At 48.8% G+C, this 24,300-nt stretch carries 25 protein-coding genes and 1 pseudogene; 7 read left to right on the top strand and 19 right to left on the bottom strand.

Annotation, left to right across the window (positions count from 1 at the left end; translation table 11 throughout):
• Positions 1-133: 133 nt before the first annotated feature.
• The 3 genes from NST83_RS06095 to NST83_RS06085 all read right to left on the bottom strand — a co-directional run bounded on the left by NST83_RS06095 (position 134) and on the right by NST83_RS06085 (position 1,916).
• Positions 134-616, bottom strand: coding sequence for a MogA/MoaB family molybdenum cofactor biosynthesis protein (locus NST83_RS06095; RefSeq protein WP_013309212.1), 483 nt, complete (start codon positions 614-616; stop codon positions 134-136).
• Between the two features lie 113 nt (positions 617-729).
• Positions 730-1,218 (bottom strand): cyclic pyranopterin monophosphate synthase MoaC, encoded by a 489-nt coding sequence (gene moaC / locus NST83_RS06090; protein WP_137061965.1) that lies wholly within the window; start codon positions 1,216-1,218, stop codon positions 730-732.
• A 38-nt stretch (positions 1,219-1,256) separates the two neighbouring features.
• Positions 1,257-1,916 (bottom strand): 5-formyltetrahydrofolate cyclo-ligase, encoded by a 660-nt coding sequence (locus NST83_RS06085; RefSeq protein ID WP_342416969.1) that lies wholly within the window; start codon positions 1,914-1,916, stop codon positions 1,257-1,259.
• A 274-nt stretch (positions 1,917-2,190) separates the two neighbouring features.
• On the opposite strand from NST83_RS06085, the gene NST83_RS06080 reads away from it, so the two are divergent.
• Complete coding sequence (locus NST83_RS06080; RefSeq protein ID WP_342416968.1) at positions 2,191-4,149, top strand: ABC-F family ATP-binding cassette domain-containing protein; 1,959 nt, start codon at positions 2,191-2,193, stop codon at positions 4,147-4,149.
• Positions 4,150-4,875: 726 nt separating this feature from the next.
• Here NST83_RS06080 and tsaD read toward each other — a convergent pair.
• The 4 genes from tsaD to tsaE are packed head-to-tail and all read right to left on the bottom strand — an operon-like array spanning position 4,876 to position 7,789.
• Positions 4,876-5,940, bottom strand: coding sequence for a tRNA (adenosine(37)-N6)-threonylcarbamoyltransferase complex transferase subunit TsaD (tsaD, locus tag NST83_RS06075; RefSeq protein ID WP_137061963.1), 1,065 nt, complete (start codon positions 5,938-5,940; stop codon positions 4,876-4,878).
• Positions 5,937-6,452 carry a ribosomal protein S18-alanine N-acetyltransferase gene (gene rimI, locus NST83_RS06070; protein ID WP_342416967.1) on the bottom strand — a complete coding sequence of 172 codons (516 nt, stop codon included), beginning with the start codon at positions 6,450-6,452 and terminating at the stop codon, positions 5,937-5,939. The genes tsaD and rimI overlap by 4 nt, the downstream gene beginning before the upstream one ends.
• A 17-nt stretch (positions 6,453-6,469) precedes the next feature.
• On the bottom strand, positions 6,470-7,306 hold the full coding sequence (gene tsaB / locus NST83_RS06065) for a tRNA (adenosine(37)-N6)-threonylcarbamoyltransferase complex dimerization subunit type 1 TsaB (RefSeq protein ID WP_342416966.1): 837 nt from the start codon (positions 7,304-7,306) through the stop codon (positions 6,470-6,472).
• 3 nt (positions 7,307-7,309) lie between these two features.
• On the bottom strand, positions 7,310-7,789 hold the full coding sequence (tsaE, locus tag NST83_RS06060; RefSeq protein ID WP_342416965.1) for a tRNA (adenosine(37)-N6)-threonylcarbamoyltransferase complex ATPase subunit type 1 TsaE: 480 nt from the start codon (positions 7,787-7,789) through the stop codon (positions 7,310-7,312).
• Between the two features lie 135 nt (positions 7,790-7,924).
• On the opposite strand from tsaE, the gene NST83_RS06055 reads away from it, so the two are divergent.
• Entirely contained in the window at positions 7,925-8,452 is a 528-nt protein-coding gene (locus NST83_RS06055; protein ID WP_342416964.1) for a cysteine hydrolase family protein, read from the top strand.
• Positions 8,453-8,637: 185 nt separating this feature from the next.
• On the opposite strand, the gene NST83_RS06050 is transcribed toward NST83_RS06055, so the two are convergent.
• Positions 8,638-9,225, bottom strand: coding sequence for a DJ-1/PfpI family protein (locus NST83_RS06050; RefSeq protein WP_342416963.1), 588 nt, complete (start codon positions 9,223-9,225; stop codon positions 8,638-8,640).
• A 743-nt stretch (positions 9,226-9,968) separates the two neighbouring features.
• On the opposite strand from NST83_RS06050, the gene NST83_RS06045 reads away from it, so the two are divergent.
• The 4 genes from NST83_RS06045 to NST83_RS06030 are packed head-to-tail and all read left to right on the top strand — an operon-like array spanning position 9,969 to position 13,313.
• Positions 9,969-11,153 carry an acetyl-CoA C-acetyltransferase gene (locus NST83_RS06045; protein WP_342416962.1) on the top strand — a complete coding sequence of 395 codons (1,185 nt, stop codon included), beginning with the start codon at positions 9,969-9,971 and terminating at the stop codon, positions 11,151-11,153.
• 59 nt (positions 11,154-11,212) lie between these two features.
• Entirely contained in the window at positions 11,213-11,953 is a 741-nt protein-coding gene (locus NST83_RS06040) for an acetoacetate decarboxylase (RefSeq protein WP_342416961.1), read from the top strand.
• A gap of 41 nt (positions 11,954-11,994) precedes the next feature.
• Positions 11,995-12,660, top strand: a complete 666-nt coding sequence (locus NST83_RS06035; protein ID WP_342416960.1) for a CoA transferase subunit A — start codon at positions 11,995-11,997, stop codon at positions 12,658-12,660.
• A complete protein-coding gene (locus tag NST83_RS06030) occupies positions 12,657-13,313 on the top strand; it encodes a 3-oxoacid CoA-transferase subunit B (protein WP_137061951.1) in 657 nt (218 codons plus the stop codon). The genes NST83_RS06035 and NST83_RS06030 overlap by 4 nt, the downstream gene beginning before the upstream one ends.
• Before the next feature lie 148 nt (positions 13,314-13,461).
• On the opposite strand, the gene NST83_RS06025 is transcribed toward NST83_RS06030, so the two are convergent.
• From NST83_RS06025 to NST83_RS06015, 3 genes are all read right to left on the bottom strand, one after another.
• Positions 13,462-13,641 carry an H-type small acid-soluble spore protein gene (locus NST83_RS06025; RefSeq protein ID WP_044645186.1) on the bottom strand — a complete coding sequence of 60 codons (180 nt, stop codon included), beginning with the start codon at positions 13,639-13,641 and terminating at the stop codon, positions 13,462-13,464.
• 57 nt (positions 13,642-13,698) lie between these two features.
• A complete protein-coding gene (locus tag NST83_RS06020; RefSeq protein WP_014280296.1) occupies positions 13,699-13,938 on the bottom strand; it encodes a hypothetical protein in 240 nt (79 codons plus the stop codon).
• A 159-nt stretch (positions 13,939-14,097) separates the two neighbouring features.
• Positions 14,098-14,496 carry a RidA family protein gene (locus NST83_RS06015; protein WP_137061950.1) on the bottom strand — a complete coding sequence of 133 codons (399 nt, stop codon included), beginning with the start codon at positions 14,494-14,496 and terminating at the stop codon, positions 14,098-14,100.
• A gap of 352 nt (positions 14,497-14,848) precedes the next feature.
• Between NST83_RS06015 and NST83_RS06010 the strand changes: the two genes are divergently transcribed.
• The gene (locus NST83_RS06010; RefSeq protein ID WP_342416959.1) at positions 14,849-15,763 is read left to right on the top strand and encodes a Ku protein; all 915 of its coding nucleotides are present in this window, start codon (positions 14,849-14,851) and stop codon (positions 15,761-15,763) included.
• 56 nt (positions 15,764-15,819) lie between these two features.
• Here NST83_RS06010 and NST83_RS06005 read toward each other — a convergent pair whose 3' ends face one another.
• The 8 genes and pseudogenes from NST83_RS06005 to NST83_RS05970 form a co-directional block, all read right to left on the bottom strand.
• The gene (locus tag NST83_RS06005; RefSeq protein ID WP_342416958.1) at positions 15,820-17,694 is read right to left on the bottom strand and encodes an ABC transporter ATP-binding protein; all 1,875 of its coding nucleotides are present in this window, start codon (positions 17,692-17,694) and stop codon (positions 15,820-15,822) included.
• Positions 17,695-17,714: 20 nt separating this feature from the next.
• Entirely contained in the window at positions 17,715-18,911 is a 1,197-nt protein-coding gene (locus tag NST83_RS06000; RefSeq protein WP_342417889.1) for a nucleotidyltransferase family protein, read from the bottom strand.
• A gap of 33 nt (positions 18,912-18,944) precedes the next feature.
• A pseudogene (locus NST83_RS05995) lies at positions 18,945-19,379 on the bottom strand (lasso peptide biosynthesis B2 protein); the annotation flags it as partial.
• 1 nt (position 19,380) lies between these two features.
• The gene (locus tag NST83_RS05990; RefSeq protein WP_342416957.1) at positions 19,381-19,683 is read right to left on the bottom strand and encodes a lasso peptide biosynthesis PqqD family chaperone; all 303 of its coding nucleotides are present in this window, start codon (positions 19,681-19,683) and stop codon (positions 19,381-19,383) included.
• The gene (locus tag NST83_RS05985) at positions 19,652-20,713 is read right to left on the bottom strand and encodes a serine kinase (protein ID WP_342416956.1); all 1,062 of its coding nucleotides are present in this window, start codon (positions 20,711-20,713) and stop codon (positions 19,652-19,654) included. The genes NST83_RS05990 and NST83_RS05985 overlap by 32 nt, the downstream gene beginning before the upstream one ends.
• Positions 20,714-20,822: 109 nt before the next feature.
• Positions 20,823-20,951 (bottom strand): paeninodin family lasso peptide, encoded by a 129-nt coding sequence (locus NST83_RS05980; protein WP_013369856.1) that lies wholly within the window; start codon positions 20,949-20,951, stop codon positions 20,823-20,825.
• Between the two features lie 53 nt (positions 20,952-21,004).
• A complete protein-coding gene (locus NST83_RS05975) occupies positions 21,005-22,930 on the bottom strand; it encodes an asparagine synthase-related protein (protein ID WP_342416955.1) in 1,926 nt (641 codons plus the stop codon).
• Entirely contained in the window at positions 22,927-24,195 is a 1,269-nt protein-coding gene (locus tag NST83_RS05970) for a sulfotransferase (protein ID WP_342416954.1), read from the bottom strand. The genes NST83_RS05975 and NST83_RS05970 overlap by 4 nt, the downstream gene beginning before the upstream one ends.
• Between the last annotated feature and the right edge of the window lie 105 nt (positions 24,196-24,300).

The following is a 24,300-nucleotide window of genomic DNA, read 5'->3' as shown; positions in this document are numbered from 1 at the left end:
CAAGAACCAGCATCTGGTACACAGACGCAACTATGGGTACCCTACTTGTCCGTTGTATGTTTCTTGTATGGTTTGCTCGCATACAGTCATGTAAATTCTTACGGATATCATATCACACTCAGTATACTGCCTTCTACCGGAACTGGCCTGTCACCATGAGAAGCGCCTCTGGCAACTGATCCATAATAGCCGCCAAATTTTCATGCACACCCTTGGGCGTTCCCGGCAAATTCACGATCAGCGTACGCCCCCGGATCCCTACGATGCCACGAAAAAGCATGGCCGCCGGATTTTTCTGCATCACAATCATACGCATCGCCTCTGCCATGCCGGGTACTTCCCGTTCCACGACCCGCCGAGTCGCCTCGGGTGTCACATCACGGATCGCCAGTTCGGTTCCACCCGTCGTCAGCACCAGGTCTGCATGAAAATAATCGGTCATTTCGATTAAAGCCGCAATAATTTCATCCGGTTCATCGGGAACGATCCGGTACTCCACAATCTCTCCGCCCAGTTCTTCTTCGATGAGTTCCCGGATGACCTGTGCGCTTGTATCCTCCCGCTCTCCCCTCGCCCCTTTATCACTGGCTGTCAGGATCGCCGTTTTCCACACCATAAGATCACCCTTCTCCTATCATGAAAGAATACTTTCTCTTCTGAAAATCAGAAACAGCCACGCTGCATCCTCCATCACATCACAGTACCCTCTAGGCGACATGTATGGCTATGTCAAGGCTCCCGGTGGTCCTCCCTTTGAAAATCCCCATGCTTGCCACCTGTTTTCGATTGCAGCATGGTAGGGCCGATGATCATGTCTTTTTGCAGCGCCTTGCACATATCATACACGGTTAACGCTGCGGCTGAAGCCGCTGTCAAAGCTTCCATTTCCACACCTGTCTTGCCCTCAGTCTTCACTTCGGCTTCAATATGAAGCACATCATGTCCGTTATCAGAAAACGTAATATTCACGCCCGTCAGGGCCAGCGGATGGCACATCGGAATCCAGTCCGACGTTTTTTTCGCGCCTTGAATCCCGGCGACCTGGGCCACAGCAAGAACATCGCCCTTGCCAATCCTTCCTTCTTTCACAGCCGTGAGCGTAGCCGGATTCATCGTAATCCGCGACACGGCGACTGCTGTACGAACCGTGGATGCTTTGCCCGAAATATCCACCATACGAGCTCGTCCCTGTTCGTTAAAATGAGTAAAGGAATCCACGACTCCCTCACAGCTCCTTTCACACGCCATACTTCGCTTCATTCATCGTTTGTTTTTTCTGACTTTGTAATATCGCAATGTATGGGACCTTCCGGGGTAAAAAGCACATCCACCCTCAAATCTCCCGGCTCCATGGGTACCTGCTCCTGCAATTGTCCCGGCAGCAGCAGCGAAACATAAAGCGGACCTGCATTGCCGTTGTCACACTTCTGCGCCTCTACCTGTACGGTGAAACGATCATAGTAGCCCCCGCCGTAGCCGATTCTGCCACCATGACGGTCAAAAGCCAAACCCGGCACGACAACCCAGTCGATTTCCGACCACATTTCAGGCACCCATTTCTCGCATGTGGGCGCAGGCTCAGGAATGTTCCACATGCCGGGCACGATATCGCCGTGCTGACCCATCTGCCTCAGCTCCATGGTCCGGGTCACCGGGTCCACTCTCGGAGCCAGCACACGGTCCCCCCGTGACCAGCAATGCTCGATAAAGGGAGTCGTAGAAATCTCGCTGCCAAAAGAAAGATAGCTAAATACCGTCAGCCTATCTCCGTTTCTGTCTATTCTAAGCTGCTCCCATGCCTCAATTGCATGCCGACTGGCCACAGCCGATGCCTCCTGCCGCGTCAGCCGGTCCAGGGAATCCCGCGCCTCCCGTTGCTGCAAGCGCAGCGCGTTCTTCACACTACAGACATTCAAAAAATATCCGTCCTCCCGCACAATCGTCGATAATGCTTTAAAACGTTACTATTTGTTCAATTGTCAGTAAATCTTGTACCTTGCAAGCTTTTTTCATTTTTTTTCAGTTCTCGTTTAAGTTTATCATTGTTTATACAAATTGACTACACGCGGCTCAAGGGTTTACTGGGTGATAGCAGTGCAATAGTGGGTATTTTCATGTAAACTGGAAGGCAGACGCCCTGCGGAGAAAGCGGGGAAAACTGTGCATAATGTAATGGAGGAACGATACGCGATGCTATTGCAAGTAACCGGAATTATGAAATCCTATGGAATTGAGCCCGTTCTGGACGGGATTAACCTTCAAATATTGGAACGTGAACGTATTGGACTGGTAGGTGTGAACGGCGCGGGCAAATCAACATTGCTCAAAATCATCGCTGGTGAAATATCCTATGACGGTGGGCAAATTTTCAAGGCGAAGGAAACCAGTATTGGTTATCTGGCACAAAACAGCGGCTTGAACTCCGACCGATCCATATGGGCAGAAATGATGCTGGTGTTCACTCCGCTGATCGAAGCAGAGCGGGAACTGCGGAAGATGGAGCAGGAAATCGCTGACCCGGCTAATGCGCAGAACGAGAAGCGCTATGCAGACCTGCTGGAAAGATATGCGAGAAGGTCGGACTGGTTCAAGGATCACGGCGGCTATGAAATGGAGACACGCATTCGCAGTGTGCTTCATGGTATGGGCTTTGGCTCGTTTGCACCGGAAACGCCTGTATCCACACTGAGCGGTGGACAGAAAACACGTCTCGCGCTGGCTCGCATCCTGCTGCTCGCTCCTGACGTACTCATGCTGGATGAGCCGACCAACTATCTGGACATTCAAACACTGACCTGGCTGGAAGATTATTTGCGCGGCTATTCCGGCTCGCTGCTGGTCGTATCCCATGATCGTTATTTTCTCGATCGACTGGTGACGACCATTATCGAAATCGAGCGTCATCGTTCGACCCGGTATACAGGTAACTACAGTCGATATATGGAGCTGAAAGCTGCCGAGTACGAAACCAATCTCAAGCACTATGAGAAGCAGCAAGGGGAAATTGCCCGTCTGGAGGCATTCGTACAACGCAATATCGTACGGGCTTCCACGACCAAACGCGCCCAGAGCCGCCGCAAGCAGCTGGATAAAATGGATCGAATGGATCGGCCGATGGGGGATCTGAAAAAAGCCCATTTTTCCTTTGAAACAGCTTATATGTCGGGAAAGGAAGTACTGGAGGTACGTGACCTCTCCGTCGCCTATGAAGGTAAAAAACCGCTATTTCAGCATGCATCCTTCGACTTAAAACGCGGCGATACCGTTGCGCTGATTGGTCCGAACGGAATCGGAAAATCAACGCTGCTCAAATGCCTGACCGGAACGTTAAAGCCTGCTGCCGGGTCGATTCACTGGGGCACAAAAATCAAAATCGGCCTGTATGATCAGGAGCAAACGAACCTGAACCCGGCCAATACAGTGCTGGAGGAGCTATGGAGCGAATACCCCCATATGGAGGAAGCGCGGATCCGCACAGTGCTGGGCAACTTCCTGTTCAGCGGTGACGATGTGCTCAAAAAGGTAGCCACACTAAGCGGCGGTGAAAAAGCCCGTGTCTCTCTCGCCAAGCTAATGCTGCGCGAAGCCAATGTGCTGATTCTCGATGAGCCTACCAACCATCTCGACCTGTTCAGTAGAGAAGTGCTGGAGGCTGCCCTAATCGATTATGACGGCACGCTGCTGTTCATCTCCCATGACCGTTACTTCCTTAACAAAATGGCGGAACGTGTCATTGAGCTTCATCCTGAAGGGATAAAACATTTCCTGGGGAATTATGATGACTATGTAGACAAAAAGCAGGAGCTGGAGGAGATTGCGCAGGAAGCGCTGGAGGCCAGTCAGGCAACACGCAGCAAAGCATCTACTGTATCCGCAACGGATGAGACAACACCCAAAACAGGTGCAGCAGCCTATGCCGCAGACAAACAGGCCAAGAGCGAGGAACGTAGTCGCCAGCGCAAGCTGGAGACACTAGAAAATCAAATCAAAGAGCTGGAAGAGCAAATTACCGGGTTGGAGGTGCAAATGACTCTACCGGAAGTTTATCAGGATTACACAGCGCTTCAGGATATTCAGGCGCAGCTTGACGCACGCAAGCATGAATTGACAGCAACCTACGCATCATGGGAGGAACTGTTAGAAGATTAAGGCATGCTTTAAAACATGGACTTAAAAATTTCACATTTGCTCCATCCGTCTTTTTATACACAAAGATATCCACAGAATATGTGCATGAAATGTATTGAAAAATGGCCTTTGGGGCCATTTTTTTATTGATAAAAAGCCATTTTCATATGAAAACCAAATTTATCCACTCTTTTATCCACATTATCCACAGATTTCACAAAACCTAAAGATACAAAATGTCCCCTGTTCTTGTATCCTAAAAAAGTCTTAATCCGCTTGCTTTGAGCTTGATTATCCACATTTTTGATAGGATATGTGGATAACTTTGTTCACAACTTGACAAATCATATCATTGTTCGGGGAGTATTAAATTTCAGGTTTTTTTGATGAATGCTGAAAAACCGTGCAACATCATGACGAACGCTGCGGGGAAATTAGACACGGAAATTCACCTGCTCAAAATCCTGTATTTATACCTCTTGAATTTTATATATAGATCTGAATCCATTTCATAAATGATTAAGTCAACGAAATGTATACTACATATAGACAATCTAAAGCACTTTGATCTATATGTACTCTTTATTAAAGCTACTGAGGGTATTATGAAATGGGTTCATCTGTATAAGCATTTTTCGAGTTCAGCTTATATGAAACATAAAAAGACACGACCCAAACGAGTCATGTCCCAATATACTTTCTACTTTTTTCACTTACCTTCTGCTCACTCGCCTAATGCCTCTTCAATTAAGATTGAACGGACCACTCTTCCAGAGACAGCCCGGGATCAGCTTTCATGTCCAGTGAGGTGAATTCGCCACGCTTCCACTTGGCGTAAGCAGCCGCACCAATCATAGCTGCATTATCCGTACAATATTTCATAGATGGCACAAGTAACTCGATACTTTCACGCTCACAACGTTCGTGAAGTGCCGTCCGCAGTCCGCGATTGGCGGCAACACCGCCGCATAGCAGCAGTTGCTTCGCGCCGTATTCACGCATAGCACGAATCGCTTTTTCTACCAGCACCTCCACGACCGACTCTTGAAAGCCTCTTGCGATAGCTCCGGCATGAACAGTTTCTCCACGCATTTTCGTCTGGTTGATCACATTCAATACCGCCGATTTCAAGCCGCTGAAGCTAAAATCATAAGAATCCGGCTCCAACCATGCACGGGGCAAGGTGATAGCTTCCTCGGATTCATGAGCCGTTCGATCTACGTGCGGACCGCCGGGATACGGAAATCCAATAGCCCGGGCTACCTTGTCATAGGCTTCCCCAACCGCATCATCCCGCGTGCGCCCAATCAGGTGAAAATGACCCTCAGACTCCATCCATACCAGCTCCGTGTGTCCTCCCGACACGACCAGTGCGATGCACGGATATACGATTTTATGCTCCAACTGATTTGCATAAATATGTCCTGCGATATGATGTGTTCCAATCAACGGCTTGCCGAACGCCATGGCAGCGCTCTTGGCAGCAACAATGCCCACCAGCAACGCACCAACCAGTCCCGGCCCTTGCGTCACGGCAACCGCCGAAAGCTCGCGGGGCGTAATTCCCGATGCTTGCATGGCCTCGTCCAGCATGTAGGTAATGCTCTCCACATGCTTGCGGGATGCTACCTCCGGCACAACTCCGCCAAAGGCTTTATGTGTTTCAATCTGACTGGAAATCAGGTTAGAAAGCACCTCGGTGCCATTTTTCACGACGGACACAGCTGTCTCGTCACAACTCGTTTCCACTGCCAGTATATAGCAAGGCTCGCCAGAGGCGGCGCCTGTACCTGCTTTTTCCTCCTGCGTCATTGCTTCTGCACGCTTCCTTCCTGTTCACCGGATGGCCCATGTGCGGGAAGATCCGCCCACATGATCACAGCATCCTCGTTATTATCCGAATAATAGCCCTTGCGGACACCCGCTGGCTTAAAGCCCTTTTTCTCATATAAGCCCTGAGCAATCCGATTCGTCACCCGTACCTCCAGCGTCATGCGTTCCATCCCCAGATAAGAGGCAGTTTGCATTAGCTCGTCCAGCAGCTTATCTCCAAGCTTGCGCCCGCGATAGGCCTCACGAACGGCTATATTCGTAATATGGGCCTCGTCCATAATCGTCCACATCCCTGCGTAGCCGATGGCCTGTCCGTTCAGCTCCATAATCATATATTTAGCAAAATGATTCATCGTCAATTCATTGCGGAACGCTTCTTCCGTCCACGGTAGCGTGAACGCTTCATGCTCAATCGCCAGCACATCGGGAATATCATCCAACTGCATCAGTCGAAACTCCAGCTTTTCTTCCCGTTGTATGTTCTTTGCCATGTTGTTCACCGCTCTCTTCAGCGCTGACGAAGCAGATTGGCTTCCGCCTCCGCCAACTGGGTATAGTTTGGAACCAGCGTATGTAACTCGTCATGTTCCTGACAAAGCAGCTTATCCGCCCCAAGACGGCCAACCCATCTTCCTTCCAGCTCATACGGTACGATACGAAGCTCGCTCCATGCACGCAGGCGCTCGGCTGTTTCTGCGTGAACCGCCGTTTCACCAACCAGCCAAATGACCGCTGGGCGCTGTTCGGACGGCAAAGCCTCCAGCCGTTGCAGAAGGTCCTCGGTCCAAGTGGCCATCAATCGGATCGCATCCGGCTCCAGACACTGCGGAATCCCTCTATCGCCGTCCATATTCACAGCGAACAAGCCTGTGTAAACCTGCCCACGCCGGGCATCCAGCACTGGAACGATCCAGTCTGTCGCCCGCTCTCCATCTGAGTGGTTCCTTGCTGATTCATTTCCAGCTTCTTGCTCCTGCGATTCGGTACCACGGCTCCAACCGCCCCAGGCCAGCGCCTGCAAAGTGGATACGGATGTCACCGGAACGCCCCAGGCCCAAGCAAGTGTTTTCGCTGCGGTCACGGCAATGCGAATACCTGTGTAAGACCCCGGTCCGACACCCACCGCAATGCCGTCTACATCATCCCGTGTCAGCCCGTCTTCATTCAGAAGCCGTTCCAATTCGGAAATCACGTGCACCGAGTGATTGCGTTCGCCATAGACATTGCTTTCTCCCAGTAACTCTTTACCGTTCATCAGGGCGGCCGCCATCACGGTCGTCGCTGTATCTAACGCCAAAAACCGCTCACGCGGCTTTACCTTCTCATCTGTATGCTCTCTTTGCATGCTTCAAACTCCATTCTCCCGCAAACTGCGGCACCATTGTTCATAAGGCTCGCCGTACCCGGTAAGGTGAATCAAGCGCTCCTCCACATCCGTTGTTTCTATATACATGTGAAGCCGCTGCTCCGGCAACATATCTGGTATAGTACTGCCCCATTCGACCAGACATACGCCTGTCCCGTAAAAATATTCGTCCAGCCCAAGATCCTCTGCCTCATCCTGTGTAATACGGTACACATCCATATGGTACAAGGGCAATCGGCCTTCATACTCCTTAATGAGCGTAAAGGTGGGGCTGTTTACGATACCCGGGACACCCAGATGACTGGCAAAGGCTTTCGAAAAAGCGGTTTTGCCCGCTCCCAGATCTCCATCCAGCACGATCACCGTTCCGGGTACCGCTTTGGCTGCCAAAAAACCTGCCAAAGCCCCGGTCTGCGCCTCCCCGGCAGAACGGAACGTTAACTGTTCCTGCGAAATTGTCATATATTTTAATCACCTTTCGTCCGAATCGGACCGTTCCAACTTGTCCTTTATTATATAGTTCACCTTATGTCGCCGCAAGACATGAAGACATGCTATGGTAAGATAGGTGTAACATACAGGGAGGGAAGCGAAACGATGGGACAAAACGTTTTACTCATGATTGACGTGCAGCAGGCTATGTTTATGTATGAAGAGAAGCTGTATCGAGAGCAGGAAGTTGTAGAGCATTTGCAGCAGCTTTTGACCAAAGCCAGAGCAGCAGGTACACCGGTGATTTTTGTTCAGCATACCGATGAAGCGGATGAGGATTTCCGGGAAAACAGTGTGGGCTGGGCCATAGCAGATGTAGTGCGTCCCCTCCCCCATGAGCGGATTGTCCGTAAAACGTCCTGGGACAGCTTTTACCAAACTGAATTGGACAATGTGCTCAAGGAACTGGGAGCTGATCGGCTCATCATTGCGGGGATGCAAACCGAGTTCTGCCTCGACATGACCTGTCGGAACGCCTACAGTCTGGGGTACCAGAATAATGTGCTTGTGTCGGATGCGCACAGTACATTTAATAGTAAAGTGCTGAGTGGCGAACAAATCGTTGCACACCACAATGAGATGCTCGGTAATCGTTTTGTACGTTTGCTTGCAACGGAGGCTGTACATTTTTAATATGAAACCATTTGAGGTCGATTGCTTTCAAGCAGTCGGCTTTTTTACCTGTATAAACTAAACTTAAAAGTTACTATTGCCACTGCGCATTTTCTTAGTTCAGCTCCTTAAATGTTTACTCAGCTCAGCATATTATGTAAAAAAGACCGTTAATAGTAACGGTCCATGTCAATTTTACAATATACTTATCTCGCAAAAGGATCATCATGTTTATCGGAATTCCAGATGTATTCAATTTGATTGGCAACCTGTTGAGCTTTTTCAAGACCAAGCTGGTCAGAAACAAAGCCTAAGGACATATCTATTCCAGCGGATACACCCGATGAAGTATAGAACTTTCCATCTACTACCCATCTTGCCTTTGGAATCCACTCAACCTCTGTGTCGATGGATTTCACCCAATCAAAGGCTAATTTATTGGATGTGGCGTGCCTGTTTTTTAACAAGCCTGTTTTGGCAAGCAGCGCAGAACCTGTACAGACGGTTATACAAAAACAGGACTGTTCCGCAAAATCTTTGACCTGTTTCATAAATTGATCATCATGGATTAAACTTCTTGTCCCCTGTCCGCCCGGGATCATGAATATGCCATCGGGCTTTGCTTGTGCAATAGGTTCTGTAACAATCTTGGTTTTTTGCCGACTCTCAATAATTCCCCCGTTCATAGAGAAATATTTTAAGTCATACTCTTCTGGCAGGCGGCCAAAAATCTCAACGGGTCCGAATACATCCAGTGTTTCAAAATCATCAAACAAGCATATGTTAAAGTCCATATGTCTCACCTCCCTCAAAGATTAACCATACTATACACCCTGTTTCCTGGATTAAACAATATAAAAAGCGCCTTTTCGGGCACTTATTCAGGCCACATCAACTTAGCAATGAAAGAGCTCTTGAATTGCCTTCTGTGGAGATTCAGGAGCTTTTTGTGTAATTGGGGTGACACCGTTAACAAGAAGCAAGCTGGCACAATTATGACGAAGATCATGAATATTTAATGGCAAAGCCGTCTTCAGAAAATTCTGAAGGGCTTTTTTTCCCAGCGATAAGTTAGGTGCTATTTGCGAAGAAAAGGAGGGGCGGATTAAGAGGAAGGTGTGCAAACTCAACGATTGGCCTCGTTTTTTCACGTGTTGATTAGAAATTTCATTTTTAACAGAAAATTCATTTTATGATCATTATTTTCAGAAAAATAGAGAAATTAACAGAAAACATTAGAATGACCTATCTATTTTGGAGTATATGGCTTTATAAACATCTGTACTTAGATATATGTAAATATTTGAACATTGAGCAAAATTTGCATTAGAACTATGATGAAACTGGTTTTAATTTCCAACGAAAGAAAGAAGGCGATCGAACCGTCACACTCACTGTCTTAGGCACCATGATATGCCCGCATGTAAATGTAGCTTGCAGTCGCTGCGCTTCGTAAGGTAAAAGCGGAATTTACGAATTGAATTGCAGTCATGGATGTATTGTGTCTTGAACACAGCGAAAGGAATGTGAATTTTTTATGAAAAAAGTAGCTTTAGTAAGCCCGTTGAGAACAGCGGTCGGCTCTTTTAACAAAACCCTTGCGCCCCTAAGCGCTCCTGAATTGGGAGCAACTGTGATGACAGCATGCCTTCAGCAAAGTAAATTAGAGCCTGCTTTAATTGATCAGATTTATTTGGGAAATGTTCTTCAGGCAGGCAATGGCCAAAATCCTGCTAGACAGGCGGCACTAAAAGCCGGTATCCCCATTGATGTACCCGAATCAACGATAAACACGGTTTGCGGGTCAGGACTTCATGCCGTCGGTTTAGCCTACAATTCAATATTAGCGGAACAAGGCAATATCGTCTTGGCAGGAGGCATGGAGAGCATGTCGAACGCTCCTTATCTGCTAAGGAATGCAAGAAACGGCTACAAGCTTGGCAACGGTGAATTGGTAGACTCCCTGGTGACCGACGGCCTTACATGCCCGATCAACCATTACCATATGGGAATTACCGCAGAAAATGTTGCCGATAAATATGGAATTTCAAGACTTGATCAGGATGAATTTGCCTATCAAAGCCAGATAAAGGCTTTGGAAGCAAAAAACAACAAGATTTTTGAAGAACAGATTGTTCCGGTCATGATCAAAACCAAAAAAGAAACTATTTATTTCACGGAGGATGAACACATAAGAGGAAATACAACGAAAGAAAAACTTTCTCATTTAAAAACTGCGTTTAAGGAGAACGGAACGGTTACCGCCGGAAATGCTTCGGGGATCAATGATGGCGCGGCAGCTATGCTTGTAGTATCGGAAGACAAATGTAAGGAACATGCATTAAAGCCGTTGGCATATATCAAGGGTTATTCACTTGTTGGCGTTGATCCTGCATATATGGGAATGGGACCGGTGAAAGCCATTTCGTCACTTCTTAAGCAACAGGGAATATCCATCAAGGACATTGATCTTTTTGAAATTAATGAAGCGTTCGCCGCACAAGCATTAGCGGTATTGAAAGAGCTTGGGGTCAGTCCGGAGAAGGTGAATGTCAATGGCGGCGCGATCGCGATCGGGCATCCTGTCGGAGCAAGCGGTGCCAGGATATTGGTTACGTTGGTTCATGAAATGGTGCGAAGATCTTCACGTTACGGCATAGCATCGTTATGTATCGGAACGGGAATGGGAATAGCGATGCTGGTTGAAAATGCACTCATTTAAAATGCGTGTTCAAAAGATGACTTTTGGAACTACCTCTTAATAAGGAAGGGAGAATCGCTATGAATCAAAAAGATGTACTTTCACTTCAATCCATGCCTGCGGCCAGCGGCAGTTATGGGCGCCCGCCATGCCGCTTCATCAACCGGGAATTTTTTATTATTACCTATGAATCCGACCCCGCTGCGATTAGACAAGCGGTCCCGGAACCTCTTCAGCCGGATGGAAGCAATACTGTTTCCTATGAATGGATCAAGATGCCCGATTCATCCGGCTTAGGAAGCTATGAGGAAAGCGGTATTGTCATTCCGTGTACTTTTCAAGGAGAACCCTGTAATTTTGTTGCCCAAATGTATTTGGATAACGCGCCTGCTATTCTTGGGGGACGTGAAATCTGGGGATTTCCGAAAAAATGGGCGAAGCCTCGCCTGATCGTTGAGGATACGGAGACGCTGACGGGTACATTGCATTATAATCACGTCCTGGTGGCCATGGGAACCATGCCTTTCAAATATAATATTCTTGATGAACAGGAAACGGCTAAAGCGATCGCAAAAACACAAGTTAATTTGAAATTAATTCCTGATGTTGATGGTACCCCCAAAATTGCTCAGTTAGTAGCGTATAATCTCGAAGCCATCACTGTAAAAGGCGCCTGGTCAGGGCCTGCCAGATTAAGCCTGGTCCCCCATGTCAATGCTCCTGTGGCAGATTTGCCGGTTCAAGCTTATGTTGGCGGAAAACATTTTATTGCCGATTTAACGCTTCCATATGGAAGAGTCCTCTACGATTATCTCCAATAAAGTTTGCTTTCCTAAAAATATATATATAAGGAGAAGGAACCATGAATAACAAAGTAATCTCCGCTGAAGAAGCAGTTAAGAAGGTCAAAGACGGAGACACGGTGATGGTCGGAGGTTTTCTGGCAGGAGGTTTCCCGGAGGATCTGGTACGTGCGCTTGTCGACACAAATTCCGCCAGTAATCTAACAATTATTTCGAATGATACAGGCACGCCGGAATTATCTATCTATAACCTGGTAAAAAGCGGCAGAGTAAAAAAGATTTTTGCATCCTATATCGGCTCCAATCCGGAAACGGGAAGGCTCCTTATGACGAAAGAAGCGGAGGTCCAGCTCTTCCCGCAAGGAACGCTCGCTGAAAAAATACGCGCAGGGGGAGCCGGTTTGGGCGGTGTTTTAACACCTGTAGGTGTAGGCACCATGGTAGAGGAAGGAAAAAAGAAAATAGAAATTGACGAAAGGGAATATTTGCTCGAACTGCCGCTCAAAGCGGATGTGGCGTTAATCAGAGCCCATAAGGCTGATGAAGAGGGGAATCTGGTCATTAACGGCTCTTCACGCAACTTTAATTTGGTTATGGCTACAGCAGCAGAGTATGTAGTTGCTCAGGCAGACGAATACGTAAAGGCGGGGGAAATTGACCCCAATCATGTCAACGTTCCCAGCATATTTGTGGACGCGATTGTAAAGGTGGGTGGACACGCATGAATAACAGAGAATTGATTGTTCGAAGAATAGCCCAGGAATTCAAAGATGGCGAAGTTGTCAACCTTGGTGTTGGAATGCCTACAATGGTGGTGGACTATATCCCCGAAAACATCCATATTATGCTACAGGCAGAGAACGGAATCCTCGGTGTAGGTCCCAAAGCGGCTCAGGGAAAAGAAAGACTCGATTGTATCGATTCAGGTGGAAACTACGTTACATCTGTAAAAGGAGCTTCCTTTTTTGACAGTGCGCTTTCATTTTCTATCATCCGCGGAGGACATGTGGATATCACCGTTTTGGGCGCCTTGGAGGTCGATGAGAAAGGCAACCTTGCAAGCTGGATGATCCCTGGGAAAAAGGTACCCGGTATGGGGGGAGCCATGGATTTGGTGGTCGGAGCCAAGAGAGTGATTATAGCCATGGAGCATGTAAACAAAAATGGGGCGCCGAAAATACTGAAACAATGCAAGCTGCCCCTGACCGCTGTAAATGTTGTAAAGACCATAGTAACCGAAAAGGCTGTCATCGATGTTATTCCGGGTAAAGGGCTGATGCTGAAGGAAATTGCTCCGGGTTTGTCGGTAGAAGACGTTCAAATGGCAACAGAGGCTAAACTGATGGTTTCACCACATTTGAAGGCTATTGCAGTGTAAACATTTTTACAAGTAGGGTTCGCTAATTGCTCATTGAGCAATTGCGAGCCTTTTTTGTTGGAGTGGACCATTCAAGCAGCATTCTCCCGGAGCTGGCTCGTCCAACAGATACCCAGTGTCAGCCAATCATTAACCTTGTGCCCATCTCCTATCGCTCTTCCAGACGATCCACCCGAACGGTTTGAGTATTACCGGGGTTGCTTCCCACCTGTACGGTAGCCATACCGTTTGCTTCATCTACATGCTCGATCCAGATCGGTTTGCCCTCTAATTGCACGGCAATGTTTTCGGATGAATTGTAAATCGCTTTTGCTCGTTCCACGTTCATGCTGATCTCCTCCTGATGATTTGTTTTGTATCCATGTATTCAGAAATACAGGTTCACCTAGTCCTCATCTATAATCCGTTCAACGTCCAATGAAGGGATGCTATGAGAAGGCGAGGTTGAAACCACAGCCTCCAAATCCACATGACCCACAGCTACAGGAAAAGGCGGCTGGATTCCATGGGAAAGGGCAAACTCGGGTGGCAATGCATCCTGTTCGCCTCCGGCCGGTCCCCGAAAGGCGATATGGCTTTGACCCACACGATGTCTGATTTGCCGAGGATAGGATTTTCCGGGCATAAATTGTACCTCCTTTTGAATCGGATATACCTTACTATGCACCAAAAAAGCTGTAACCATGCGCAAGCGGATTTTTCGTGAGCTTAAACATCAAAAGCCCCAGCTTCTCACGAAGACCGGGGCTATCTATGATTCCATCCTATAAATGAGTTATTATTTTTATGCCTTAGCTGCCCAAATTTCAATTTCAATTTTTATTTCAGGCAATCCTAGAGCAGTAAGGTAGCCGATCGTCATTGCAGGATAATCATTACCGAATAACTTTTCCCATTGGGAATACATGTAATCCCAATCTATCTGCTCAGTTGCCCAAACATTTACTTTAATAATATTGTCAGCGGTTAATTGTTCGGCGTCCAAAACTGATTTAATGTTATTAAAAGTATTGCTGATTTGTAGGTTAAAGCTTTCTGGGAATTGGCCATTCTGATCTACTCCAATTTGACCTGAAGTCACGAATAGCTCTGAATTTCTGGGAATTTTAGTTATATGTGTGTAATTCCCTACTGGTTTCGGCATACCTGCCGGGTTTTTTCTAGTTATTTTTTCATTTTTCATTTAATCGACCTCGTCATTTTAAAATTTTTCTACCGTTTCTTCTAACCATTTTTAGGCAGACTCCACCCATAAAAATGATTTTAGAAAAAAACAGCAGTAGAGTATCCATATCCAAAAGATATAAAGTTTAATGATCTTTTCTTCATGACATGAACACTCCTTCCTTATAAAATGGCAAGATTATTTATTATTCCTTATCTTAATATAACCCATGTAACTTAACAACCTCAAATCATTGTGTTATGCGATATAGCTCTCCGAAGCATACTAAGTGAAAAATGAATATGCTCACAGCCAAGCGTTGGAATCGAAGGATACAACATGCGGATTAAAGAAAAGGAGGACTGGCGGTATGCATACGGTCTGGAAAGGCGCGATCAGCTTTGGGCTGGTTCATGTGCCTGTTAAGATGTTTTCGGCGACAGAGGATAAGGATATTTCCATGCGTTATATTCACAAGGAATGCGGAAGTCCGCTCAGTTATGTACGAAAGTGTCCCGTTTGTGACAAGGAGGTCGAATGGGAGGAAATTGGAAAAGGCTATGAATACGAAAAAGGGAAGTTTGTCATGTTCGATAAGGAGGAACTGGAGCAAATCAGCGGACAAGCGGATAAAAATATCGTTATTTTGGATTTTGTGGACTTGCAGGAGATTGATCCGATTTATTTTCAAAAAACGTATTATTTGTCCCCGGATCAGGCAGGCTCCAATGCTTACAAGCTTCTTATGAATGCGATGAAGGATACCGGAAAAATTGGCATTGCTCAAATCTCGATACGATCCAAAAGCAGTCTGGCGGCTATTCGTGTACTGGATGAATGCTTGGCGGTGGAGACGATGTTTTACCCGGATGAAATTCGCCCAGTGTCCCAGGTTCCTAATCTGCCAGGGCAGGAGGAAGTTAAAGAGAAGGAACTGACCATGGCAAAAATGCTCATTGAGCAGCTATCTACACCTTTTGATGCAGCAAAATACACGGACCAGTACCGCGAGCGGCTGCTGGATCTCATTCAGCATAAAGTGGCTGGAGAAGAGATCCGAATCGCCCCGTCCCAGCCACAGGCTAATGTTGTGGACTTGATGGCTGCACTCCAGGCCAGCATCGAGGCAGTGAAGCCTGTTGTTACCGATCCCGGCCCTGACGTGAAAAAACGTCCTGCGCGTAAAGCAGCAACCACAACAACACAACAAGCAGTGGCAGGAGATGCCGTTTCTCCAACTCCGATCAAAAAGAAAAGGAGCACAGCCAAACACAAGGAAACCTGAAGCTGTGCCCATTCCATATCCAGTGGGGAGTTAAGCATTGTCAACAGAACAGGCAGCTAAGGGGTGGAGAACACACTGCTTTGGTAAGACAGCAGTTGACTGAACGCCCCCCGCTCCTCCTGCACCAATTGACGGTAATTCCCCTGCTGTATAATCTCTCCCTGCTCCAGAACGACAATCTGATCGGCATGACGGATGGTCGACAGTCGATGGGCAATGACGATCAGCGTCATTTGACCTTTCATCCGCTCCAGCGCCGCCTGAATATCGGCTTCATGCTCTCCATCCAGCGCACTTGTCGCCTCATCCAGAATGAGTACCGGAGGACGATGCAGGACAGCTCTTGCCAACACTAGCCGCTGACGTTCCCCTCCTGACAGACGAATGCCGCGATCCCCGATTACCGTGTCCAGTCCTTCGGGCAATCTGGCAACAAACCCGTCTGCGGATGCAAAATGTAACGCTTCCCATAACTGCTCCTCGCTCGCATCTGCATCAGCCAGCTTCAAATTTTCACGGACGGTGGCATGGAATAAAAAAGGGTCCTGCGACACATAGCCAAACGATTGCCGCCACTGTGGCAACAACTCGTCGTCCAGTATATGTCCGTCTATTTTAATCTGGCCCTGAGTTGGTCGTAAAAATCCCATCAGAACGTCAACCATTGTACTTTTGCCTGCGCCCGATTTCCCCACAATAGCCGTCATTCCCCGAGCAGGGATGAACAGATTTATTTGGTGTAATGCAAGCGCTGCTGTACCCTCATACCGATAATCCAGACCACTGCATTCAATGCCCGTACGTAGATACAAGGGTTGGCGTACAGATGAAGTTGTAGATGCTGATACAGATTGATGGGTTGCCGATAGAACGCTTGAAACGCGAGTCTCAAAGGTTGTAAGTGCCGTTAGCGACGGATCTGAGAAAGCTTCGCATTCCTGCTGTACCTTGGTCACACTTTCAAAGGCAGACAGCATGGACATGATATATTCCAGGCTCGCTTGAATAAGGGCAAACCTTGGCCATAAGCGGGAAAATATAAGGATGAGCACAATCAACTTTTCAGGAGAGACATGTAGCCATTGCAGTGATACAAACATAATGCAAGCAACAAATACAGCAGCGGCTGTGCGATGAAAAAATTGTGTGGTTGCGTTCTGCCGTACAAACTGGGTTGTATTGTCCTCCATCCGTTGGGTCAAGGAGCGAAACCAGTCTATATTCGCGGCTTCCAGCAGATTGCTTTTAATATCCTTCATCCCGTTCATATGGTCGGTAATTCCGGCAAAATAAACCTGCGACAGCTCGGTGGTACGGTCGCCCAGTTGTTTAGCGTTTTGAATGGATCTGCGAAACACGACAAACAGCCCCAATCCGCACAGAAACACCAGTCCGGTTAAAGAAGGAGACAGCCAAAAAGCCAGCGCAATCTGGATCAGCGTAAAAATAACGGCTGTGGTGAGCTGAAGGAGCAAATTGGTTCCCTGACTGACACGCGCCAGCTCGGTTGTCATCACATGGCTGAAATCAGACTTCCGCTGACGCAAATAAAAAGTCCATTGGGCCTTCATAAAGGAGGTATATACATCTATTCGAAGGGAACGCATGAATCGTTGCTGAATCCGTGAATTCAGAATGGACTGGTAACGCTGAAGCAGAGCCTGCCCTATGAGCAGCAACACAAAAAGCAACAGCATTCCCGGCAACAGCCAGCTTTTAGGGATGTTTGACAAGAAATGATCCAATCCGCCTGACAGGATGGCCATCCCTGCATGACCGCCAAATATACCGATAGCCGCCAGCATGGGAACAAGCATGTAAATACCCAGCCCCTCCAGCAAGCTGACGATGATCATACATCCAATATTGAGAAATAACGCACCGCCGTTCACGGCATACAGCTTGGTCATATATAATCGCAGGTGGTACATATTGCACGCTCCTTATCAGGTCAGTGCTTCGAGAATCGCCGTTTTAGCCAGAGAAATGGACGTAAAGGAATGTACAGAAAATGCAGCTGGCGAGGCAGCGGTAAAACGGCCGGATCGCCCGTAGAAGGAAGCAAACGGCTGATCAGGTACAGCAATCGGTGGCTCGGCTCCTTTAGGGAGAGCAAATAGGATCGACTGGTTGGCTGTTGGATCGATGGTTCGGCTACCGGGTACGCCGCCGGTACACTGGCCTGAATGAAGTCCAGCGCGCTCAGCGCGAGCCTGTGCGCCAGCCGTGTAGCCGCTACCTGACGCAGCGGCTCCGGTATCGAGGTGCCCAGCAGCGCAGCGGCGAGCGCCCAAGCCTGCCCGCCCGCAGGCAGTCCCCCATATCGGCGCATCATCGGCAGAAGCGCCTCCCAATCGACGGCGCGTACCGCAAGCCTGTCGATGTCCACCAGCCAGCGCAGCCTGAACCAGCCGTGACGCGCCCCGTGTGCGCTAAGGTACAGAAACTGGTGCTCGCTGCCAAGCGTGTACATACAGGGTACTCCTGTGGCTGTGACTTCATCGGTTTGCCTGTGTTTCCACAGGTCCTCAAAAGAAGGTTCTCCGCCTGCATCCGGGTGGAGCCGCCAATGCAGCTCTATCTCTACCCGCTTATGCGGATGAAGAAAGGATGCATGATGGTCCTTCCATTTCCAACTGCCCAGGACACGCGCTTCTCCGCTTTTGGGTACATACCCGGCTTCCTGCATCCATTGCTCCGCCATATCCATGTCGCCCGGAGCAATGAGTAAGTCTACGTCCTTGGAGGTACGCAGGGAAACATCCCCGTACAATTGCTGCGCCAAGGCAGGACCCTTGAGCATAAGTACACGGATGCCATGATTCATGAGCAGCCCAGTCACACGCCCGGCTTCCGCTTGCAGGTGCAACATACGCAGGGTGTTCCGGTGATATTGAGCCTGAAGGTTGCGCAGCAATTCAGCGGGGATGGCCGGATGATTTATTCTTTTCAACCGAAGATATACCGCAGGTACCACCCGATGGTGTTCTGCCAGCCGCAGCAAGCGGGCCCAATCCAATCCATGCAGATCACCAGCATCGATTGTATCCAGCCTTGAAGTGGCATCTTTTCGCAGTAAAAAGAGCAGCAGCGTTAATTCCTGATCCTCATTCCAGCGGTCAGATTTCAGAGCTGTATGGGTGGACATGCTTTCAGCAATCTTCGTATTGGGGTCCGTCACAGCACGCCTGCCGAAGGTACCCACTACGGTAAACGCCCCCATCTCTCGTTCGCCCGTAACATAAATCGGTCCGCTCCGCACCCAGGCATGTGCCGCCAAACGTCCCGCAGCATTCTTGGCTGTGCCAAGATACAGCGTGCAGTCCAGTTTTCTGCGACCCAGCAACGTCATTGCGGCAGCAGCCTGCACAAGACAGCTACTGTGCCAAGGGGTATAACGGCTTGCCAGCTCCACCGCATGTGAAATATGCCGAGCAGCCTGCTTCTGCCGGGCATCACACTCCCAAGAGGTTTCTTCCATACGTATTCCCCAACCGCGTGCATAATCTTCAAATGGACGATGCTGGTGAAGACGCGCCCATCCGAGTTGCATCCAGGCTTCCGGCAGCAGTCTCCTGATCTCCGGGGATAGACGCCGAAGGCGTTGAATCCACATTTTAAACCGTCTCCCTCAGAAGCTTTAGCAGTCCTTCCCGTTCCAGTTCAGCCACAAAGGTATGTACCTGCTGTCTGCACCGTTCTTCGTCCACTTCATATTCATCCGTCAGAGCAGCTACGATCTCCCCCAGTGAAGGGCCGGATTCCGCCAGTTCCCAGATTCGTCCTCCCGTGAAGCCGAGATTATAATATTTTCCTGTGTTGATGCTCATCATGACCTTTTCCCCGTCCATGTCACTGACATAGACTTCCTCACCGTGAATGACACGGTCATGATCCTTCATGGAATGAGTAGCTGCCACAGCTGTTTTCCTCCTTACAAATGATATCAAGTACCCGGTGTACAACCTCGGACGCGGTAAAAGCAGAGCTATCCCTCAGTAGTCGCCAGCCCTCCACCTGCCGGGCCACCTGGGCTACCGTTCCAAAATGCCATTCACCCAGACTCATTCGCGGAATGATCACCCTGCGATATGTATGAAGCAATAACGTATGCAAGCACTCCAGCATGTTCAAAGGTTGTTTCATAACCGCCGGCAACTTCCCTTCACATTGGAACTCACGATTTGGAGACTCCGCCACCAGCTCGAATACACCTCCCAAGGGAAGCGGTTTGTTGTAGAAGTAGTCCACTCTCGGCACGGCATATTTATTCAGTTCACCTGTAAGCTTACGCAAATGTCCATATTTGAGCATCGCAGGATTGCCGTCCATTAAAACAAGCCCGTGATTGCTTTTGTGTGCATGCCTATTACCCTGTGAAGCCTCCAGTTGGAGCAAGCTTTCCAGACCCAACTTTTGCTGTGGGTAAGCCGGATAGACTATGGTTTTGGAAGCCGTAGCTTGCATAGCAATAACATCATCACTGACTATCCGATACCCTGCCTGGGTAAAAGCAGCAGCCAGCGTCGATTTACCTGCTCCCGATTCGCCTACAAAAGCATAGGCTCTACCTCGGATAACTACCGCACTCCCGTGAATAGGCACTATCCCTCTCTGCATCAGCAGGACACCCATACATGTGCCCAGCACAAACAACCTTACCGTGTCCGGATCAGCACCGGAGTAAGAACATACTTCAATTTCCCTGCCTCTCCTGACGGCGTAAATGGCTGTGTCCGGTATATGGAACATAAAGCGCTCACCCTGCATCACAAAATTAGCCTGCTCCAACTGATCGCTCCATGCTGTCAAATCAGTCTGACGAATGACCACATCCTCCACCGCTCCCGGTGCTGCGGGTATCAATTCAGGCAGATACAGCTCGCTGGCAAGTTTGAGTCCAAAGGCTGTATACATCGTCAGGTTAACATTGGTACTCCTGTCATGCACGATAGGACTCACTCCCTCTGCCCTTTAAAAATCCCGCCTTTATTTCTTCGAGCAAAACCTTCAAACCCCAAGAAATAAAGACGGCTGTGTATTGAATAATTGCCACTCTCTAGCTTGGATTATACAGATCGGCATCATGGTCAGATACCCAGTCAATCTGTTTCCAGCCCTTACCTGCCATCGTCTGGTTAATATCCAGCACCTCTATGGTTGGCTCTTGCCATTCTTTTTTACTCATGTCATCACCTCCCCTCCAACGAGCGACGTATCTGTCCTACCGGATAGACCGCATCAGTTAAATCCGCGTATAAAGCGGTACACAATCAGACTGTGCATCAACAATCGTAGGTTGGGATCGGACGCCTGCTCTGGTCGCGGTTGACGAAACTTCGCCATAGCCGTTTTAATGACATCGATATTCAGAAATTCGGCGGCATGTAAATCATGGCACAGCAGTTGAAGTTCCCCCATAAACGTTTCCCAGCAGGGGAGCATACGGTGCAGCCAATCCGCAGGCTGGACACCGCGTACACGCTGGTTTAACCGGACATCATCGGGCAAATAATCCCGCATGGCTCCGCGAATAAGTGCGCGATCCCGGCCGTTTTGCACGTATTGCTCAAAGGGCACCGACAGGCAAAAGCGGATCACCCGGCTGTCTCCGGTCGGATCACGTTCCCACAGTCCGTAACGCAGCGACAGCTTGGTCGCAACCACACCATTTTTGTTCGCAATCGCCAAATTCGTGAACTTCTCTTTTCTCGCCTGATCTGCATTCTTCATCCACCCGGTTCCACTCAAAGTCGGAATGTCCTCCACATTCATCCGCTTGGCAAACTCCGGGTGAATGAGCGAAGGAACCGGACTCCGATTACCGCCGCGTAACCAGGAACGAGAATCGAGCGAGGTCGCTTTCTTCAGCATCACGGGTAATAAATGCGATACTCGCCTTCCGGTCAGCTTGCTGTACTGCCACAATCCCTGAAAAGATTGCAGCCAGTGCAAACGACGAAGCTGACGGGCATAATAGTCCAGCGCAGGCCCCCACGAAATGGTAAAATTACCTCGCGCTCCGGTTAACAGCACACCCACATTTTGTTCCTGTGCTTTTTCATAAAAGCCTCTGATCCAGAACGAATTTTCAAAATATTTATAGGGAGCTTCCATCAATTCCAGCCAGATATCAATTTCTGAAAATGGGCTTTTCCCCTCAAAATCCAGGTAATTTTCGTGGATGTTGCCCACATATCGAGCCGTGGATTGGATATAAGCCCGTTCATTCGCCAGCAGTGTCGATGGTGTCCAATCCGTAAAATCCTGTACGGGCACATAGCTGTACGCATGAAGAGGCTTTTGCTGCAATCGCAGCGACGGCGCGGCAAAGCTGGCAACCGCACCGGAATCCAGACCGCCACTCAAGGCCGCTCCCACCCCACGATGCGTGCGCAATCTGGCATTCACCGCCTGTGAGAATACCTCGCGAAAAGCCTCCACGTACTCGCCACCGGTTTTGAGCCGCAACGGCTCCACATCATCCAGAGATGCATATTTATGGAGGGTTGACTTTCCCTCCTCCATGGTGAACCAATGGGCGGGCGGGAGCTGGTTTATATGCTTGTAGCCAGTTGTCCCAATATCGACGGATTCCTGCATGGCGCGGATCGACAGAAATTCCGCCAGCCACGGCTCATGCAATTCTTTTCGCAGGGAAGGCAACGTCAGAAGAGGGGCTACTACTGTACTGAATGCAAACCCTCGGTCATGTTCGTATGTATACAGCGTGCGGCTTCCTGCCATATCACGAGCGCCATATAACCTGTGCAGCCCGGCATCCCAAATGACAAAGGCAAAATCGCCTATCAGATAGCGAGCCGCGTCGAGCGCCCATTTGTCGTATGCCAGCAAAATTAACTCGCTGTCCGTGATGTCTTGCCGCCGTTCCTGTCCCACCCCCAGCCGTTCAAACAGCTCGGATCGATTGTCAATAATCGCATCCGCCGTAATTGCCAAATTCCGTTCCTCGTCATAGAAAGGGAGACGCTCATGGACGGATTCCGGTGTCACATGCTGCGCGTGGCAGCCCAAGAATATAGAACCCTCACACCAGGCGCAAACGCGGTCGGCGGGATATTTTCGCAGAGCTTGCATCATTTTACCGCCTTCTTCGGTGCAGACGGGCTTATGTCCGAAGCTGTATATTCCTGCAATCGCACTCACGTTTTCCCCCCTTTTTCTTTTTCCATAACTGATAGCGCTACAGACGCCCAGCGCCCCAAATGACGAGCAAAGGGGATACGAGATCGGAGCCGTTGATTTCTGCGTTGGTAGGTTTGGAGCTGTGCGATCAGACGATTCCGCTCCTCATAGCTATGTGCCAGCCTGTTTTCCAGCGATTGGAGCCGTCTATCATTTACAACCTGTACAGCATCATTCTGTCGAGAATCTTGAAGTACAGGATGCTGTCCTGCTTTTATTATAAATCCCCTGTTATCCGCATCCTGCTTTTCCAGCATCCGATAAGCGTTCTTCCACTCAAAGCCGCTTTGCTGGAGAAACTGGCTCGTACGCCGACTTAGTAACTCCACATCGGCTTCCTCTTCAAACCTTACCCCGGTGATATGCTCGGCCTGCTCCAGTGCTTCCCCGTAGCCGAGGTGTGTAAACATACGAGCTCCGATGCTTCTGCAATACAGCTCGATTTCCTTTTTGTTCAACAGATGTTGCCAGCTATGTACCGAATCCTGATGCGTCTGTTCATGCTCCCCCACGAACGGATCCCCGGCTCCCATGCTGTAAAAAAGACTGGATTTAGGTGTATCCACAAAATCCCCGTACTTTTCCATGCCCGGTTCATAATCGACACCCAGAAAATCGCACAGCCTCCCGACCTCCACCGCCGGATTGGCTACAAGTTGTTCATACACAAGCGGGTATGCAAGCGGATGAGGTGTGGCAAAATAATGTGCATAACGGAACAAACCGACCGTAATATCCGTCATCTTCATATTAAAATGCGGGCTTTCCAGCTCCTCCAGCAGATGAAAACGTTCGCCACGCATTTGATTAACTTTTTTGAATGAAGCCGCAATAGATAAGGGATTACGGATAAGCCATACCCTGCGGGCTGCCGGGAAAAGACGGTCTATAAATTCCAGCACCGTATAGTAACGCGGGGATTTGTCGATAACCATATTTGCGTTAGTCCCTTCAAGCAAACCGTTATAGATCTCAAGTGCATACGATCGGGAAGCCTGTTCCAATACGTGCGGAGGAACCATACCGTTAAAAAATTGCCGGATGATTCCAGTTCCCCCATAGGGACGTGTTTGCGACTGGGGAAGATCATGTAGGCTGAGCAGGAACCACATTTCCTGCGTGGCAAACAGGCGGGAGTGGTTTTGCAAAATGGTAGTCACTAGCGAGCTTCCACTTCGGGGGACACTAAGCAGGAAAACCAGTCCCTCGCCTTGCTTATCAATCAAGGAAACTCCTCCTCTACCTCTGCTCAAGACATTTAATAGATACACTACGTATTTTATTATAAATTTATGATACATATTGTATCTTGTCAATCCCTTTGACGGATA

Source organism: Paenibacillus sp. FSL R10-2782 (assembly GCF_038592985.1).
In the GTDB taxonomy this organism is placed as follows: Bacteria; Bacillota; Bacilli; order Paenibacillales; family Paenibacillaceae; genus Paenibacillus; species Paenibacillus terrae_C.
Note: the sequence above shows the minus strand (reverse complement) of the source record. Positions and strands in the feature narration are given on the sequence as shown.